A 13447-nucleotide genomic window follows, 5' to 3' on the forward strand; every position below is an offset into this window, starting at 1 on the left:
TGCAACGTCTCCGAAAAACATACTGGGCCTGGACACAGTCAGAGTGGTCCGAAGTCATCTGCAGCACAGAAGGTGATTTTCACCAAAGGTTTGGAGCCAGTGGTAATTGCCGGCAATACGTGATGGCACTGGCGTGGTTGCTGTGTGGTTTTGATCGTCTGGAATCCTGCGGTGTTTTTTATCAGTATCGGCTCTGTCTCAAAGTTTTTGGGCGTCAGCATACGGATGCTGCAGTCTTCAGACTTAGCGAAATGATGACTGCAGTGGGATATGTTCCTGGCGATGGGAGAAATAACGGCATCAGGAATGCCTTGTGCATCGCAATGCTGCTTCAGCGGGAACCACAGCCAGAGCGCGTCAATGTCGACACGTTGCAATATATAGCTTCTGCAGGGCCGGCTTACCTCCGCAAGTCTGCTGCTACGTTGTCGCGTATACTAGCGTCATCAGGGATTTTCAATGAAGGTTTCGATTATCGGGTGTCGCAACGTCGCCGGCCGCCCCGGGAATACAATGCTGTGACCGATGTGCCCGCTGAATGGCTTTCCTGGTGTGAACGCTGGCGTGCTACCTCTGTGCAGCGCCCCTCCAGTATTGAAGCTTGCTGGTATGTGTTGCTTAAGTGTGGTCGCTGGCTGGCGGATTGTCATCCGGAGTGCGTGTCACCAGTCAACTGGACACGGGAGACTGCCATGGCATGGGTGACGGCAGCATGCAAAATGAAAGTTGGTGAATGGTCGAACCCAGGAGGAATGTACCGTGAGCGTCGAGGTAGTATGATGAAACCGTCTGCGAGAGCAGGGCTAATCAGACACGTACATACTTTTTTTCATGACCTCCAGGAATGGGGATGGATGCCGGTCAAATTCAGCCCTGAAAGAATCCTCAGGTCTCCGCGGAGTCTTAGCACGCAGATTGGGCCTGACCCTCGCATTGTGAGTGATGAGCTCTGGTGTAAATTAATTCACGCCGGACAAAACCTGCAGGAGACAGACCTGCCAGGCTGCGTCGGGTATCCCTATTTTTATCCGCTTGAGATGGTCAGGGCATTAAGTGTGCTCTGGTTATTTGGTGGTCTCAGACGTGATGAAATTCTGCGCATGCGGTGCGGCTGTATCCGCTGGCAGGCCTCAGAAGAAAATGACGGACAACGTATTTGCCTGATGGATGTCCCGGTCAGTAAGACTTATGCAGCATTTACAAAACCGGTTGACTCCATTGTTGGAGATTATATTGAACGCTGGGAACTGGTTCGTAGCCCGCAGGCGCTTCAGGAAGATCCAAAGACCGGCGAGAGTGTTCATTTTCTTTTTATGCATCGGGGAAAACGGGTGCATGGAAGCTACATCAATAATTCTCTCGTTCCGTTGCTGTGTAAAAAAGCGGGCATTCCTGAGCATGATGCCAGAGGCAGGATCACCAGTCATCGAGCAAGAGCGACTATCGCCAGCCAGCTTTATAATGCCCGGGAACCGCTTGATATTTTCGAACTGCAGAAATGGCTGGGGCATTCTTCACCGGAATCCACCCGACATTATGTCGATATTACGCCAACGAGGCTTGCCGCTTCATTCGATAAAGCGGGGTATTTTGAACGTAATCGTCGCGTGGTTTCGTTACTCATCGATCAGAACATAGTCGCATCAGGTCAGGCAGCAGAGGGAAAGCCGTGGCGCTATTATGATCTCGGGCATGGTTTCTGTACTTATGATTTTTTTGATCAATGTCCACATCGCATGGCCTGTGCAAAATGCTCTTTTTACATACCAAAATCCTCATCGGAAGCTCAGTATCTGGAAGGCCGCCAAAACTTAATAAAGCTTATGCAAGAAATTCCCTTAACCGAGGATGAACTAGCAGCGGTAGATAATGACATTGAAGCAGTCGAGCGGCTTCTGAAAAAACTCAGAAGCGTTGCCTCTCCCGGACAGCGGAAATAGTATGTGGTTAGCTGAATGTCCAACTTATGAGCTTTCGAGAGCCCCCAAGGGTACTGCTCCCCGGATGGCTCTGATGAGCAAAATAAATACTTTAAATAAGTTGCCGGAGTAAAGAGAAATTCAGGTTAAGAGCTTGCTTTAACTGTGTCAGAACAAGCTTTGACGGTCTAATACCAGCCTCAGCAATTAGGCAGATTATTGATTCAAGTGATTCGTTTAGCGTTTAATTGATTGAATAAAGTTGCGCAAATCCATACTGGCCAATGGCAAAGGCAATATGGGCGACGATGATGTAGATAATCATTAAGATCTGATTCGGTAATTTTCTCCCAAAAAAACCGCCACCCATGGCAGGCATCAGCAAAGCTAAGCCTGCAAAAGTGCTGACAACAACGCCAATGATGAAGACAGGGAGAAGGCTCGGTTGCAAAGCAAAGCGGGTACCCCAGAAAACTAACAACAGCAGTGCATAAGCAATACCGATGAGGTAATGGAAAATCCATCTTGTCATTTTTTCAATCGTTCCGGGTGCTCTGGTAGTACGGTTATCGAGAACAATGTTCCCCCGCAGAATCCCTGTAAGCCAGCGGCCAACCATGCCCCAGTCCGTTGGTGGGACTCCCGCTACTTTTTTAACCAGGGTTACCCACAGATCCAGAATAAGGGTAGAACCGATACCCACAATCAGACTAAAAGCAATCCACGTACTCATTTTTGCCCCATTGACCTGCTCCCCGTTGAATAACACACCCCGATGTTAGTAACGTCTTCATAAGCCACATGAGGACATCCCCATGAAGAAGCGTTTTTCCGACGAACAGATCATCAGTATTCTTCGCGAAGCGGAAGCCGGCGTTTCTGCCCGTGAGCTCTGCCGCAAGCACGCCATTTCCGACGCCACCTTTTACACCTGGCGCAAGAAGTTTGGTGGCATGGAAGTTCCTGAGGTGAAGCGGCTTAAATCTCTTGAAGAGGAGAACGCGCGCCTCAAGAAGCTGCTTGCCGAAGCCATGCTGGATAAGGAGGCACTTCAGGTGGCTCTGGGGCGAAAGTACTTACGACAGACCAGAAGCGGGAAGCCGTTGAGTTTATGTGTGATGCGACCGGTCTGTCGCAACGTCGTGCCTGCAGGCTTACAGGTTTGTCTCTGTCGACCTGCCGCTATGAGGCTCAGCGCCCGGCGGCTGATGCGCATTTATCAGGGCGCATTACTGAACTGGCACTGGAGCGCAGGCGTTTTGGCTACCGCCGCATATGGCAGTTACTGCGCCGAGAAGGGCTTCTGGTTAATCACAAGCGCGTGTACCGCCTTTATCATCTGAACGGACTGGGCGTTAAACGCAGACGTCGTCGTAAAGGGCTTGCAACAGAACGTCTGCCGCTGCTCCGCCCGGCGGCGCCCAACATGACCTGGTCGATGGATTTCGTCATGGATGCGCTGGCTACTGGTCGCAGGATCAAGTGCCTTACCTGCGTCGATGACTTCACAAAGGAATGCCTGACGGTCACTGTTGCCTTCGGGATTTCAGGCGTGCAGGTCACGCGTATTCTGGACAGCATTGCGCTGTTTCGCGGCTATCCGGCTACGATAAGAACCGATCAGGGCCCGGAGTTTACCTGCTGCGCGCTCGATCAGTGGGCCTTTGAGCATGGAGTGGAGCTGCGACTTATCCAGCCCGGCAAGCCGACACAGAACGGATTTATTGAGAGTTTTAACGGACGCTTTCGCGATGAATGCCTGAATGAACACTGGTTCAGCGACGTCAGCCATGCCAGGAAAACCATCAGCGAATGGCGTCAGGATTATAGCGAATGTCGTCCACATTCAGCACTGAATTATCAGACGCCATCAGAGTTTGCAGCACGGTGGCGAAATGGAGAATGTGAAGGTAAACAAACCGACATTACTAACTGAAGGTTGTATCTAATATTGGGGGCAGGTCAGTCACTATTACCTCTGTCGGTTGGTGTCAGCGGCTGCTGCTTTAACATCACCTGAAGATCTTACCAGCCCCCGCTTATCCTGATGCTTCTTTTTATCCATAGTGATCTCTTCAAAATTTCTAAGTGTAACATTATAAATTCCAAAATTTTCAAGATGCGCATACACCTTACTAAGCGTGTAGCTCTTTACTGCCATCAGTGTATTTACCCCATCGAACCTGATTAAGTTATAATCCGAATAAATCTGGTTTTAAGCTCCGCAAGGCTCGGTTGGCGATGATAAAACACCTAACCAAATACCACTTCATAGCGCAGTCTGCAATGAAGTGGTAAAATCCTTAACTTGATATTAAAACACGGGGCAGGAAATGTTTTGTCATTACCGCCTGCACGCAGACGGTATCGCCAAAACGACCTGCTCAGGGCTCCGCCCCGAGACCCGGGTAATGTGCCAAGGTTGAGTTATGTCGAAAAGTGAGAAGCGTCAGAAGAACACACTCATTCAGCTTCGCTGTACGGAAGCTGAGGCTGAAGCTATTAAGGCAAAGGCTGTCGCTGCCGGACTTACAACGTCTGAGTACCTGCGGCGCACCGCTCTGAGCCGCCGCATTATGGTGCGTACGGATATCCGGATGATGAACGAACTTCTCCGCCTGGGTGGTCTGCAAAAGCACCTCTATACCCAGATGAAGGACAACATGACAACCGAACTCAGCCAGCAGTTTTCCGGCGTACTGACCAGCATCACTTACGCCATCAATGCGCTGGACATGGCGCCGGTTCCGGCAGAGGAAATCAAGGACTGATGAACGTCATCATCCCGCCAAAACGTCGCGACAAAAAGACCAGCTTCAGAAAGCTCGTTGAATACGTCAGCACGCGCGAAGAAAACAAAAATGCTGAACAGGTGCAGCCTGAGCCTGCGCATACCCCGAATGCCGGTTCTACGGCGACTCCGGGCTTTGGCCAGCTTGTTGACTACGTGGGCCGTAAGAACATATCGCCTGCTTCTGAAATTATCAGCATTTCACCTGAGGGCATTCAGCGCGTGCTTTCAGGTGAAGTGTTGTGCGAAACCAACTGCTTTTCGCTTGAAGCCGCAGCGTCAGAAATGAACATGACCGCGATGCAGAACCGCCACTGTAAGGATGCGGTTTATCACTTTATTCTCTCGTGGCAGAGCGACGAAAATCCTTCTCCTGACGCCGTCTTTACCTCAGTGCGCTACAGCATGGCGCAGCTGGGGATGGCAGATCATCAGTACGTTGCCGCGATTCATAAAGATACCGATAACGTTCACTGTCACGTGTCCGCTAACCGCGTTCATCCGGTCACGTTCCGCGCACAGAATATGTGGAACGATGCAGACACGCTGCAGAAAGCCTGCCGCGTGCTGGAGCGCGATTTAGGCTTCAACGTGGACAACGGCAGCTGGGAAATGAGCGGGGACGGCAGCCTGTACCGCACGCGTCGTGCGCTGCCTTCAGCGCCGCGCGGCGCAGCTAAAAGAGAAATCTTTTCCGATAAGGAAAGCCTTCACGGCTACGCCGTTCGCGAGACGCGTCAGATGATCAGCGACCTGTCCGAAGAGGGCAGTCTCAGCTGGCCGCTGCTTCACAACGTCATGTATACACGCGGGCTTGGCGTGCGGGAACAGAACGGCGGCCTCGCCGTTTTCGATCTGCTCAATCCTGACAGCATCAGCGTGAAAGCATCAGACATTCATCCGGCTATCGGTCTGCAGGCGATGGAAGCAAAGCACGGCAGTTTCCTGCCCGCACCGCCCGCATCCGACCCGGAAAATCATGAGGCCGGCATGCTCATGGTTGATAAGTTTTATCTGCCGCAGCTGCACGTCCGTGACGGAGAGGACCGCCGTGAACGTCGCGAAGCGAGAGCCGTTGCCCGCGACATCCTGCGCACGCGCTATGATGCTTATCGCGCCGGCTGGGAAAGACCCGACCTGCGCGCGGGCGAACGCTTCCGGCAGATATCCGCTCACTGCGTGGCTACGAAGGCGAACGTGCGTCAGGCCGTCCGGGATCCGCTGATGCGCAGGCTGATGTATCGGGTTGCTGAGTTTGAGAAGATGAAGGCAGCAGCAGAGCTGAGACTGCAGCTGCGTGAAGAGCGGCAGACGCTGAAAGAAACCGGACAGGCGCGTCACCTGACCTGGAAGTCGTGGGTTGAACAGGAAGCGCTTAACGGCGACGTCGCCGCAATCAGTCAGATGCGCGGATGGGCCTATCGTGAAAAGCGTGCAGCGTCTAAACGTCAATCTGCCTGGCCGGAGCCAAACGCTGTTATTCATTTCGGGCCGGCTGAAGACGTACCGACATTCAAATCCAGCGCGCATGACACAGCGTTATTACGAGACGGTACGGTGACCTATCTGCGCGACGGTAAACCTGCAGTAACCGACTTTGGCAACAGGGTTGAGGTTTACGCAGCCGCTGACGCAGCGTCTGACCGTCATAACAACGATCTGGCTGCCGAACTGATTGCCTGGCGCAGCGGTGAGAATACTGTTTTACAGGGGGACCCGGCTGCCGTTAACCGCGTGCTTTATGCCGGCGCGGTGAGAAACGTCACGAAACGGGACGAACATTCTTTCAGCGTCAGCGATCAGCAGCACATGGCAAACGTGCGCGCAACTGAGCGTCATCTGAGCGGTCAGGACGTCAGGGCGGAAGCAAGTCATACTGAATATCAGAGCAGGATGGACGATGCAGTCCGTCCGTTACCTAAAGATTTACCACGACCGTGAGGAGAGTAATAGCGAAGACATAACTCAAACTGAAGTACTTAGTCGCTGATTGCACAGGCTGAACCCCTCTACAACCAGCTAACCATTACAACCTGTTGAGGAGGCTGCCATGGCTGCCGTGGATCCTATTCATTTGAAGCTGTTTACAAGTTATTTCCTAGCGTTATTAAAAATTAGGTTGCTAAAATAAACCGGTATTGTGCAGGAGCTAATTTTTTTATGCTGGTAAGTCTAAGATGTAGCGCCAATATATTAATATTTCCCGATGCTTAATGGTGTTTTTAATATTTTCGATCTCTAATCAATTAGGGTGTTATCAAATGGCTTAATTTTTTTCTCGCCGATAAGTTTGAATTATTAGGGGGTTGGGTTTTTTGTTTTTTTGTCAACATCTTGCTGTTCTTGATATTTTTTTGATTTTTTTTATTCGTCCCATCAGTTATAGGTTTTTTTATTTTTTATTTATTATCAATGTGCTGAATCCTAACATCCAAGCCTTGTTCCTATATGCATTATTATAAAGTGGTTTGGTTTTTTTTAATTTCTTGCTAATTTCAATGGTGTTAATAATAAACATGAAGATCAATAAAGCGCTTGGTTAGTTTTGTTGTTATATATTTTATTTGGCTTTATGTTTATTATGGTTTTTATTTTAACTTATTGAAATTCTGTAAAGCTAAGGGGGTGGCAGAAATTACCTTAAAATGGAGTTATTAATTATGAATTCAATCATAGAAGTGCGTAGGTAAAAGGATGTTTTATTAACTCACGTGTTAAGTTGAAGGTGGTTTAAATTTATTTATGATTGGTGGCGGCATCATATCTAATTATAATGTTTTAAGTGCTGCCATTGCCATTATGAAATTTCCCCCTTTATGTTAGCGAAATTGAATTTATCAAGGCGAGAGTTCATTCTCGCCTTGATACCTGTACCAGTTGTTATTAACTTAATAAACGGGGATCTTTGAGCAAATGCTTCTTTGCCGGCGCGGTAATAATGCCGAGGCAGACGACGATCAGACTGACACCTGCCCAGCCGGCAAAGGGCAGCCTTTCACCCACCAGCAGAACCGCCAGCAACGCCGCAATCACCGGTTCGAGCAGGGTGATGGTGGTGGCCATGCTGGCGGGGATACGCGCCAGGCCATAGCCGTAGCAGAGATAGCCGACAAACATCGGGATCAGGGCCATGTAGATCCCGACAGCCGCAGTGTTCCAGCTCGCCAGTAGCGGAGCACCCGTCATAAACAGTACGGGCATCAGCAGGATGCCGCCCGCACCAAACGTTGCTCCCATGGCCGCGCCGGATGCCACACCCGCCTGCATCAGGCGTCGCGCCGACCACGAATAGAACGCGTAGGTAAACCCTGCCAGCAGACCCAGAGCGATACCGCTCAGGGCGTGTTCGTTGCCGGCAGCCTCAGCCTCTCCGCTGCTCTGCGCCAGGCAGAGCAGTATCATTCCGGCGATCCCCGGCACTGCGCCGCACAGCCACTGCTTTGTCAGGCGCCCGCCGTCGAAGCGATACTCAATCAGAGCTGAAAGAAGCGGAGCCGAACCAATCGAAATCACCGTGCCAGTTGTGACGCCGGCATAACGCATTGAGGCATAGAAGGCAAGGGGATACACGGCAACCGCGAGCGCGCCGGTGACCAGAAAGTGCCACTGTGCGGCAATAAGCCGGCGCTGACGAAGAAGTGTGCCAGCCGCAATAAGCCCCTGTAATAAACCGCCGATGCCCATCGCTACGGCCCCAATCGCCAGCGGACTCAGCTCAGGGGCGAAGGTAGCCGCCGTGCCGGTGGTACCCCAGAGGATGGCGGCCACCAGCACGCCCGTTATGCCGCCCAGCCGTTGTCCCGATGAAAGCATCAGCACGCCTCCATCATCTGTTCAGCCATCGCGCGGGCCTGTGCCACACAGTGACTGCTCCCTTCCAGGCCTGCCCGGGAGATGCTGCCTTCCAGCAGGAAGGCGAAATGCTTTGCCACCAGGCCGGCATTTTTTTCCTCTCCGTGTATCAGCTCAGCCAGATGCGAAGCCAGAATCGCTTCAACTTCCTCTTTGTGTTCACGTACAGCCTGGCGTCCCGGTGCTCCGGCAGGCAACTCTGCAGCGGCATTCAGCAGCCCGCAGCCGCGAAAGCCGTGTTCATAAGCATACTCAGCGTGATCTTCATACGCTTTAAAGACGGCCAGAACCCGCTCCCGGGGCGTCGTAGCGATCTGACGCCGCTTTTCATACAGCGCCAGCCACTCTTCATGCCGCACCCTGAGATAAGCTGCTACCAGTTCATCTTTAGAGGCAAAGTTGTTGTACAGGCTTTTCTTTGCGACGCCAGCCCGTTTCACAATCGCATCAATGCCTGTGCCGCCTATTCCGTGGTTGTAAAAAAGAATGCGTGCGGCGTTGAGTAGCTTTTCATAAGCCGTTTCTGAATCAGCAGACTGTTGCGTCATTGTCAGCCCCAATGGCGTTGTGAGTAGGTAGACTAGTCTACCTACTCACAAGTGTATGGCAACCCCAGGAGGCATTCAGCGGAGTGAATGACTTTTTTATCCCGTTAACAAAGGGCAGGCGGAAAAAAGTGAATACAAAACAGCCCGCAAAAGCGGGCTGGCAGCATGATTAACGTTATTAACGGCCAAACAGCATAGCGAGCAGCTCGCGCAGATGCGCAGCCTCTGCGGCATCCTCGGTGCTGTCCAGCCAGCCGATCAATTTAAGGCACACTGCAGTTCGGGTAAGACGTCGCTCCTGACGAAGGATTTCGACAGTGATCCTGCCCAGCATTTCAATCTGGCAGGGGTGCGTTACCCTGCTGAAGTAGCCAGTCAGCCCGATTGTATTTTCAGAAGGCAGTCCGTCCTGGCGCATTGAAATACCTGAAAGTTAATAGAGGGGTCGTGCGCAAAGTAAACGATGCGTAGCGATGTGTACAGCGTTGATTTGTAAGAGCGGCCGCAGACTGGTCTGGATCTAATAAATATCTATAAGTTACAGTCACCTATACAATTTATTTTTCTGATGATTAACAATTCATGCAGGGATAGCATCCTCTTTCTGAAGACAAAGCATTGCCTACAAGCTTTCTGCATCAGTTACTGCTTTTTTATCGAAGCTGCTGATATAGCTGTACAACTTACTTATCCTTATTTTCATTTATAACCCCATGATAAATAGTGCTTAGCATTTTTTGCAAAAAAATCAAGCCAGGGGATATACACAATCGCTGTACAAGTTTATCAATGTTGTATAACTTTACGCTCATTGAGCGATGAGTATATTTCAACCATTACAGAGGTTCCCCATGCGCCAGGACATTGCGAACTATCCAACTACAGCAAATGATATTGCCCATTACTTCAGCAAGGTTTCCGTACCGGGACAGCAGGAAACATTGGGCCAGATTGTGGTAGAAATCCTGCGTGCGGGTAAAAATCTTAATCGCAAAGCGATCTGTTCAAAGCTCTTACGTCGTCTGGAGGTCGCAGCGAGTGTGGAAGAAGAGCGTCACTACCAGGCGCTTATCGGGCTGCTGTTTGATCGCTGAGACGCCTTCAACCGCGTGTTCAGTTTATCCTGCAGCACTTTCAGGGCTGTCCGGACTGGCAGCCAGATATCACTGCCGGAGCAGGCACGCAAATATAAGAAGCGGGTATGCAACGAAGTAACCTGGAAAGACTGACTGATATCGTTATCGGCGAAGCAGTAACATTACTGCTCGGTGATGCCGGCCGTATCAATTCAACCGCTCTGGTTGCTACTCTGAAGCGAATGGCAGCGCTGGAGTCACATCCTGAACGGCTGGCGGCACTGCAGTGTGCACTGGATGAAGTAGCAAAAGAGTTTCCGCGCGCGCGGCAGACTCAGGATATGCCGGTGATGGCGCTACAGTCGGTTCAGGCAGGCAGTAAAAAGCATTAAGAGATATATTCGCGCAAGCGAAGTGTGGCAATAAGCCCGCAGGATGCGGCCATCTGCGGATGGCCGTCTTTATTTCAGGCAGTTAGCCTGGTAACTCAGCCGCTGGTGCGGAATTAAACGGAAAGACTATGCAGCAAGAAATGCAGCACACCCAAACGACCGAAGCCGACATCATTCACCATTTTCGTCACGCTGGCGAGAAGCTGGTTGCTGAAACAGCCGTGCTGGATGCGGTCATCCGCGATATTGTTGTGCACGGCAAACGCGTCACCAGCAAAACCATTATCCTGTATCTTATCGCCGAGCTGGAAAGCACATCAGACATTGTACACCTTGATGTACTGCGTAATGCGCTGGAGATAGTGGTCGGACGCACACCGGACGACGAAGGTATTTAAGATTTTTATTCCTGCTGCACGCTCTGTGCGGCAGGAATGGCTGCTGAGGTCTCAAAACCACCCTTTGAAGCCCATACTGAGCAGCTCGCTGCAGCGATCAACGTAATAGCAATCCACACCTTCATCATCATTCTCTCCCTATCAGTAACGGCTTTAACGTTAAATAAGCCTGGCACGGATTACGCGATCTGCCTGGAGCAGATGAGACAAAAGGATAATTCCGATGTGAGTTTTTGCAGCTAAGGCCCGCTGCCTTAATGCACGTTATCTTCTGCCGTGTGAGATGCAGCGCTATCAGCCTCAACAGCTGTTGTTAACTGCATTTCGCGTCTGATGCCGTCAATAACATGTAATGCTGCGCGCAGATAGGTTTCATCAGCGCTGCTGCTGACTTTGTCATACAGCCGATCCAGCAGCGTTTGCAGGGATATAGTAGTGCCAGCATCAAGCAGCTCCGTTACTGTTTCGCCGATAATTATTTCTGCCAGTTTTTCTTCTAGGTCACTTTTCATTACGCGGTCCGGCTGCAGGTTTCCCGGCGAGTCTATCACAGGGCATTGAGGCGTTGTCAGGCTCAGTCAGCCATCTCATTTTCATCAAGACGATAAAGATTGATATCGTTTCTTTCACGATAACGGGGCGGAAATACCATGGCGCCGTTACCATCCCCCAGATATTGCATACCCAAAGGCTCGATAATGGCATAGGGCTCTGCCAGTGCGCGGCGATAACGCAATATTTCGCGCGCCATTTCAACGGCTTCTGGGGAATTATTATCAGGGTTACCTGCTATATATTGCAGGCGTTCGTCGCTAAGCATCGCTGCCTCCTGTGTTGCTCTGACGCTTTACGGCTCTACCTACGTCGTGACTGGATGTCATCATAGCCAGAAGCGTGGCGGAAACCAAAGCCTGCGTTACGTTGTGATGCACACAGCAGGATGTTGTGAAGCGTAAAAGCAGCAGATCTATTAAATGAAAAGTCGGATTCTGCCATTGGACTTTTCAGAGGCCGGAGTAGCGGGAGAGGATTCTGTCAGGAGAGTCGAAGGATATTATCGATTGGATCGTGAGTTCTTTTCGTATCAGAAGCAATGCTTTTTGAATCAGCCGGTATTGGGCTCTTCACACGTGTAAAAACCAGACCGCAGCAGGGCTGCTGCGGTCCGACAACAGATTATGCGCTCTGCCACTCGGCTTCAACGTCATCCTTTGATTTGGAAAGAATGACTTTATTATCATCAACTTCTTTAACCCAGCTGAATGGGATGATGTGGTGCTTACCGCCCGCTTCCGGATCGCTTTTCGCCAGTTTGATTTTATCTTCGCCTTCGAAGTGATCGACAATGCCCACGTGCTCACCGTTGACGTCAACAACCTGTGCGTGATCCAGGATTTCTGATTTGCTTACCATATTGCCTCCGCTCTGTGAATGTAAATGCAGCAGTTCTGCTGCCGGACTGCTTAAGTCTGGTTATTAATCCGCAGATTTCCAGTAATTTACAGAATGAAATATTTAGGCGAACCGTGACGCGACCAATTCTGCTGCGCCGACTATGATTTCCTGTAGCCGCTGGCGGCACGCGCTGCCAGCCTCCTCTCTGTTCATAACGGGAATTAACAGCATGCAGATATCACTGGAGAAACAGGTTGCGCTGGTTACCGGCGCCAGTTCAGGGCTTGGCTACGCCTGCGCCGAAGCGCTGGCTGCGGCGGGTGCAGCGGTGGTAGTCAACTATAATAGCCAGCAGGAGCCTGCCGAGGCGCTGGCAGAAGCGATCCGGCAGCGCGGCGGTAAGGCGGTGGCGGTAGGGGGTGATGTCTCTGATGAAAAAGCCGTAGAGGCGCTGTTTGCTGAAACCATCAACCATTTTGGGCGGCTGGATATCCTGGTCGCGAACTCCGGACTGCAGCGCGATGCGCCAGCCAGCGAGATGACGCTGGAGGAGTGGAACAAAGTTATCCAGGTTAATCTCACCGGTCAGTTTCTCTGTGCCCGGGCAGCGCTGCGTCAGTTTCGCCAGCAGGAGAAACGTCTGGACGTGAGCCGCGCTGCCGGAAAAATCATTCATATGAGTTCGGTTCATCAGCTCATCCCTTGGGCTGGCCATATCAACTATGCCGCCTCTAAAGGGGGTGTCGATCTGCTGATGCGTAGCCTGGCGCAGGAGGTGGGTGAGGAGTGCATTCGCATTAATTCGATTGCTCCGGGGGCCATCAGAACCCCAATCAATACCGAAGCCACGGAGGGCGACGCGGAGAAAAAGCTGCTGCAGCTCATTCCCTATGGCCGGGTAGGCGATCCGGAAGATGTGGGTAATGCGGTGATATGGCTGGCCAGCGATTTATCCGACTACGTGCATGGCACCACGCTGTTTATTGATGGCGGGATGAGTCTCTATCCTGGCTTTCGCGATAACGGTTAAGCACTTACCAATTACGCTGTCGCAATCAGTCGATTGCGACACTTTC

At 51.3% G+C, this 13447-nt stretch carries 15 protein-coding genes; 8 read left to right on the top strand and 7 right to left on the bottom strand.

The window, feature by feature from the left end; translation table 11 throughout:
* The first annotated feature begins 122 nt into the window (after positions 1 to 122).
* A complete protein-coding gene (locus C1Y41_RS16820) occupies positions 123 to 1940 on the top strand; it encodes a tyrosine-type recombinase/integrase (protein WP_233207453.1) in 1818 nt (605 codons plus the stop codon).
* A gap of 223 nt (positions 1941 to 2163) precedes the next feature.
* On the opposite strand, the gene C1Y41_RS16825 is transcribed toward C1Y41_RS16820, so the two are convergent.
* Positions 2164 to 2652, bottom strand: coding sequence for a DUF2938 family protein (locus tag C1Y41_RS16825; protein ID WP_104085912.1), 489 nt, complete (start codon positions 2650 to 2652; stop codon positions 2164 to 2166).
* A gap of 82 nt (positions 2653 to 2734) precedes the next feature.
* On the opposite strand from C1Y41_RS16825, the gene C1Y41_RS16830 reads away from it, so the two are divergent.
* The 3 genes from C1Y41_RS16830 to traI all read left to right on the top strand — a co-directional run bounded on the left by C1Y41_RS16830 (position 2735) and on the right by traI (position 6651).
* A protein-coding gene (locus C1Y41_RS16830) for an IS3 family transposase (protein WP_104085913.1) occupies positions 2735 to 3855 on the top strand; the annotation gives its coding sequence in 2 pieces (ribosomal slippage) (positions 2735 to 2993 and positions 2993 to 3855; 1122 coding nt in all).
* 493 nt (positions 3856 to 4348) lie between these two features.
* Complete coding sequence (gene mobA / locus C1Y41_RS16840) at positions 4349 to 4690, top strand: plasmid mobilization protein MobA (RefSeq protein WP_104085914.1); 342 nt, start codon at positions 4349 to 4351, stop codon at positions 4688 to 4690.
* Positions 4690 to 6651, top strand: coding sequence for a TraI/MobA(P) family conjugative relaxase (traI, locus tag C1Y41_RS16845; protein ID WP_104085915.1), 1962 nt, complete (start codon positions 4690 to 4692; stop codon positions 6649 to 6651). The genes mobA and traI overlap by 1 nt, the downstream gene beginning before the upstream one ends.
* Before the next feature lie 942 nt (positions 6652 to 7593).
* Here traI and C1Y41_RS16850 read toward each other — a convergent pair.
* The 3 genes from C1Y41_RS16850 to C1Y41_RS16860 all read right to left on the bottom strand — a co-directional run bounded on the left by C1Y41_RS16850 (position 7594) and on the right by C1Y41_RS16860 (position 9528).
* On the bottom strand, positions 7594 to 8523 hold the full coding sequence (locus C1Y41_RS16850) for a DMT family transporter (protein WP_084798743.1): 930 nt from the start codon (positions 8521 to 8523) through the stop codon (positions 7594 to 7596).
* Positions 8523 to 9110: a TetR/AcrR family transcriptional regulator gene (locus C1Y41_RS16855; RefSeq protein ID WP_065647982.1), complete on the bottom strand. Its 588-nt coding sequence runs from the start codon at positions 9108 to 9110 to the stop codon at positions 8523 to 8525. Before C1Y41_RS16855 ends, C1Y41_RS16850 begins: the two co-directional genes overlap by 1 nt.
* Before the next feature lie 178 nt (positions 9111 to 9288).
* Positions 9289 to 9528: a biofilm development regulator YmgB/AriR family protein gene (locus C1Y41_RS16860; protein ID WP_104085916.1), complete on the bottom strand. Its 240-nt coding sequence runs from the start codon at positions 9526 to 9528 to the stop codon at positions 9289 to 9291.
* 433 nt (positions 9529 to 9961) lie between these two features.
* Between C1Y41_RS16860 and ycgZ the strand changes: the two genes are divergently transcribed.
* The 3 genes from ycgZ (at position 9962) to C1Y41_RS16875 (ending at position 10976) form a co-directional block, all read left to right on the top strand.
* On the top strand, positions 9962 to 10204 hold the full coding sequence (gene ycgZ, locus C1Y41_RS16865) for a regulatory protein YcgZ (RefSeq protein ID WP_065647984.1): 243 nt from the start codon (positions 9962 to 9964) through the stop codon (positions 10202 to 10204).
* A gap of 107 nt (positions 10205 to 10311) precedes the next feature.
* Positions 10312 to 10578, top strand: a complete 267-nt coding sequence (locus tag C1Y41_RS16870) for a hypothetical protein (protein WP_065647985.1) — start codon at positions 10312 to 10314, stop codon at positions 10576 to 10578.
* Positions 10579 to 10718: 140 nt separating this feature from the next.
* Positions 10719 to 10976, top strand: coding sequence for a biofilm development regulator YmgB/AriR family protein (locus C1Y41_RS16875; RefSeq protein WP_104085979.1), 258 nt, complete (start codon positions 10719 to 10721; stop codon positions 10974 to 10976).
* A gap of 254 nt (positions 10977 to 11230) precedes the next feature.
* On the opposite strand, the gene C1Y41_RS16885 is transcribed toward C1Y41_RS16875, so the two are convergent.
* From C1Y41_RS16885 to C1Y41_RS16895, 3 genes are all read right to left on the bottom strand, one after another.
* A complete protein-coding gene (locus C1Y41_RS16885) occupies positions 11231 to 11488 on the bottom strand; it encodes a hypothetical protein (RefSeq protein ID WP_104085918.1) in 258 nt (85 codons plus the stop codon).
* A 62-nt stretch (positions 11489 to 11550) separates the two neighbouring features.
* Positions 11551 to 11796, bottom strand: coding sequence for a hypothetical protein (locus tag C1Y41_RS16890; protein WP_040113408.1), 246 nt, complete (start codon positions 11794 to 11796; stop codon positions 11551 to 11553).
* Between the two features lie 356 nt (positions 11797 to 12152).
* Complete coding sequence (locus C1Y41_RS16895; protein WP_065647987.1) at positions 12153 to 12389, bottom strand: DUF2171 domain-containing protein; 237 nt, start codon at positions 12387 to 12389, stop codon at positions 12153 to 12155.
* Positions 12390 to 12600: 211 nt separating this feature from the next.
* On the opposite strand from C1Y41_RS16895, the gene C1Y41_RS16900 reads away from it, so the two are divergent.
* The gene (locus tag C1Y41_RS16900; RefSeq protein WP_104085919.1) at positions 12601 to 13401 is read left to right on the top strand and encodes a glucose 1-dehydrogenase; all 801 of its coding nucleotides are present in this window, start codon (positions 12601 to 12603) and stop codon (positions 13399 to 13401) included.
* The last annotated feature ends 46 nt before the right edge of the window (positions 13402 to 13447 follow it).

Origin of the sequence: Pantoea sp. ICBG 1758 (genome assembly GCF_002928325.1) — a bacterium.
Classification (GTDB): Bacteria; Pseudomonadota; Gammaproteobacteria; order Enterobacterales; family Enterobacteriaceae; genus Pantoea; species Pantoea eucrina.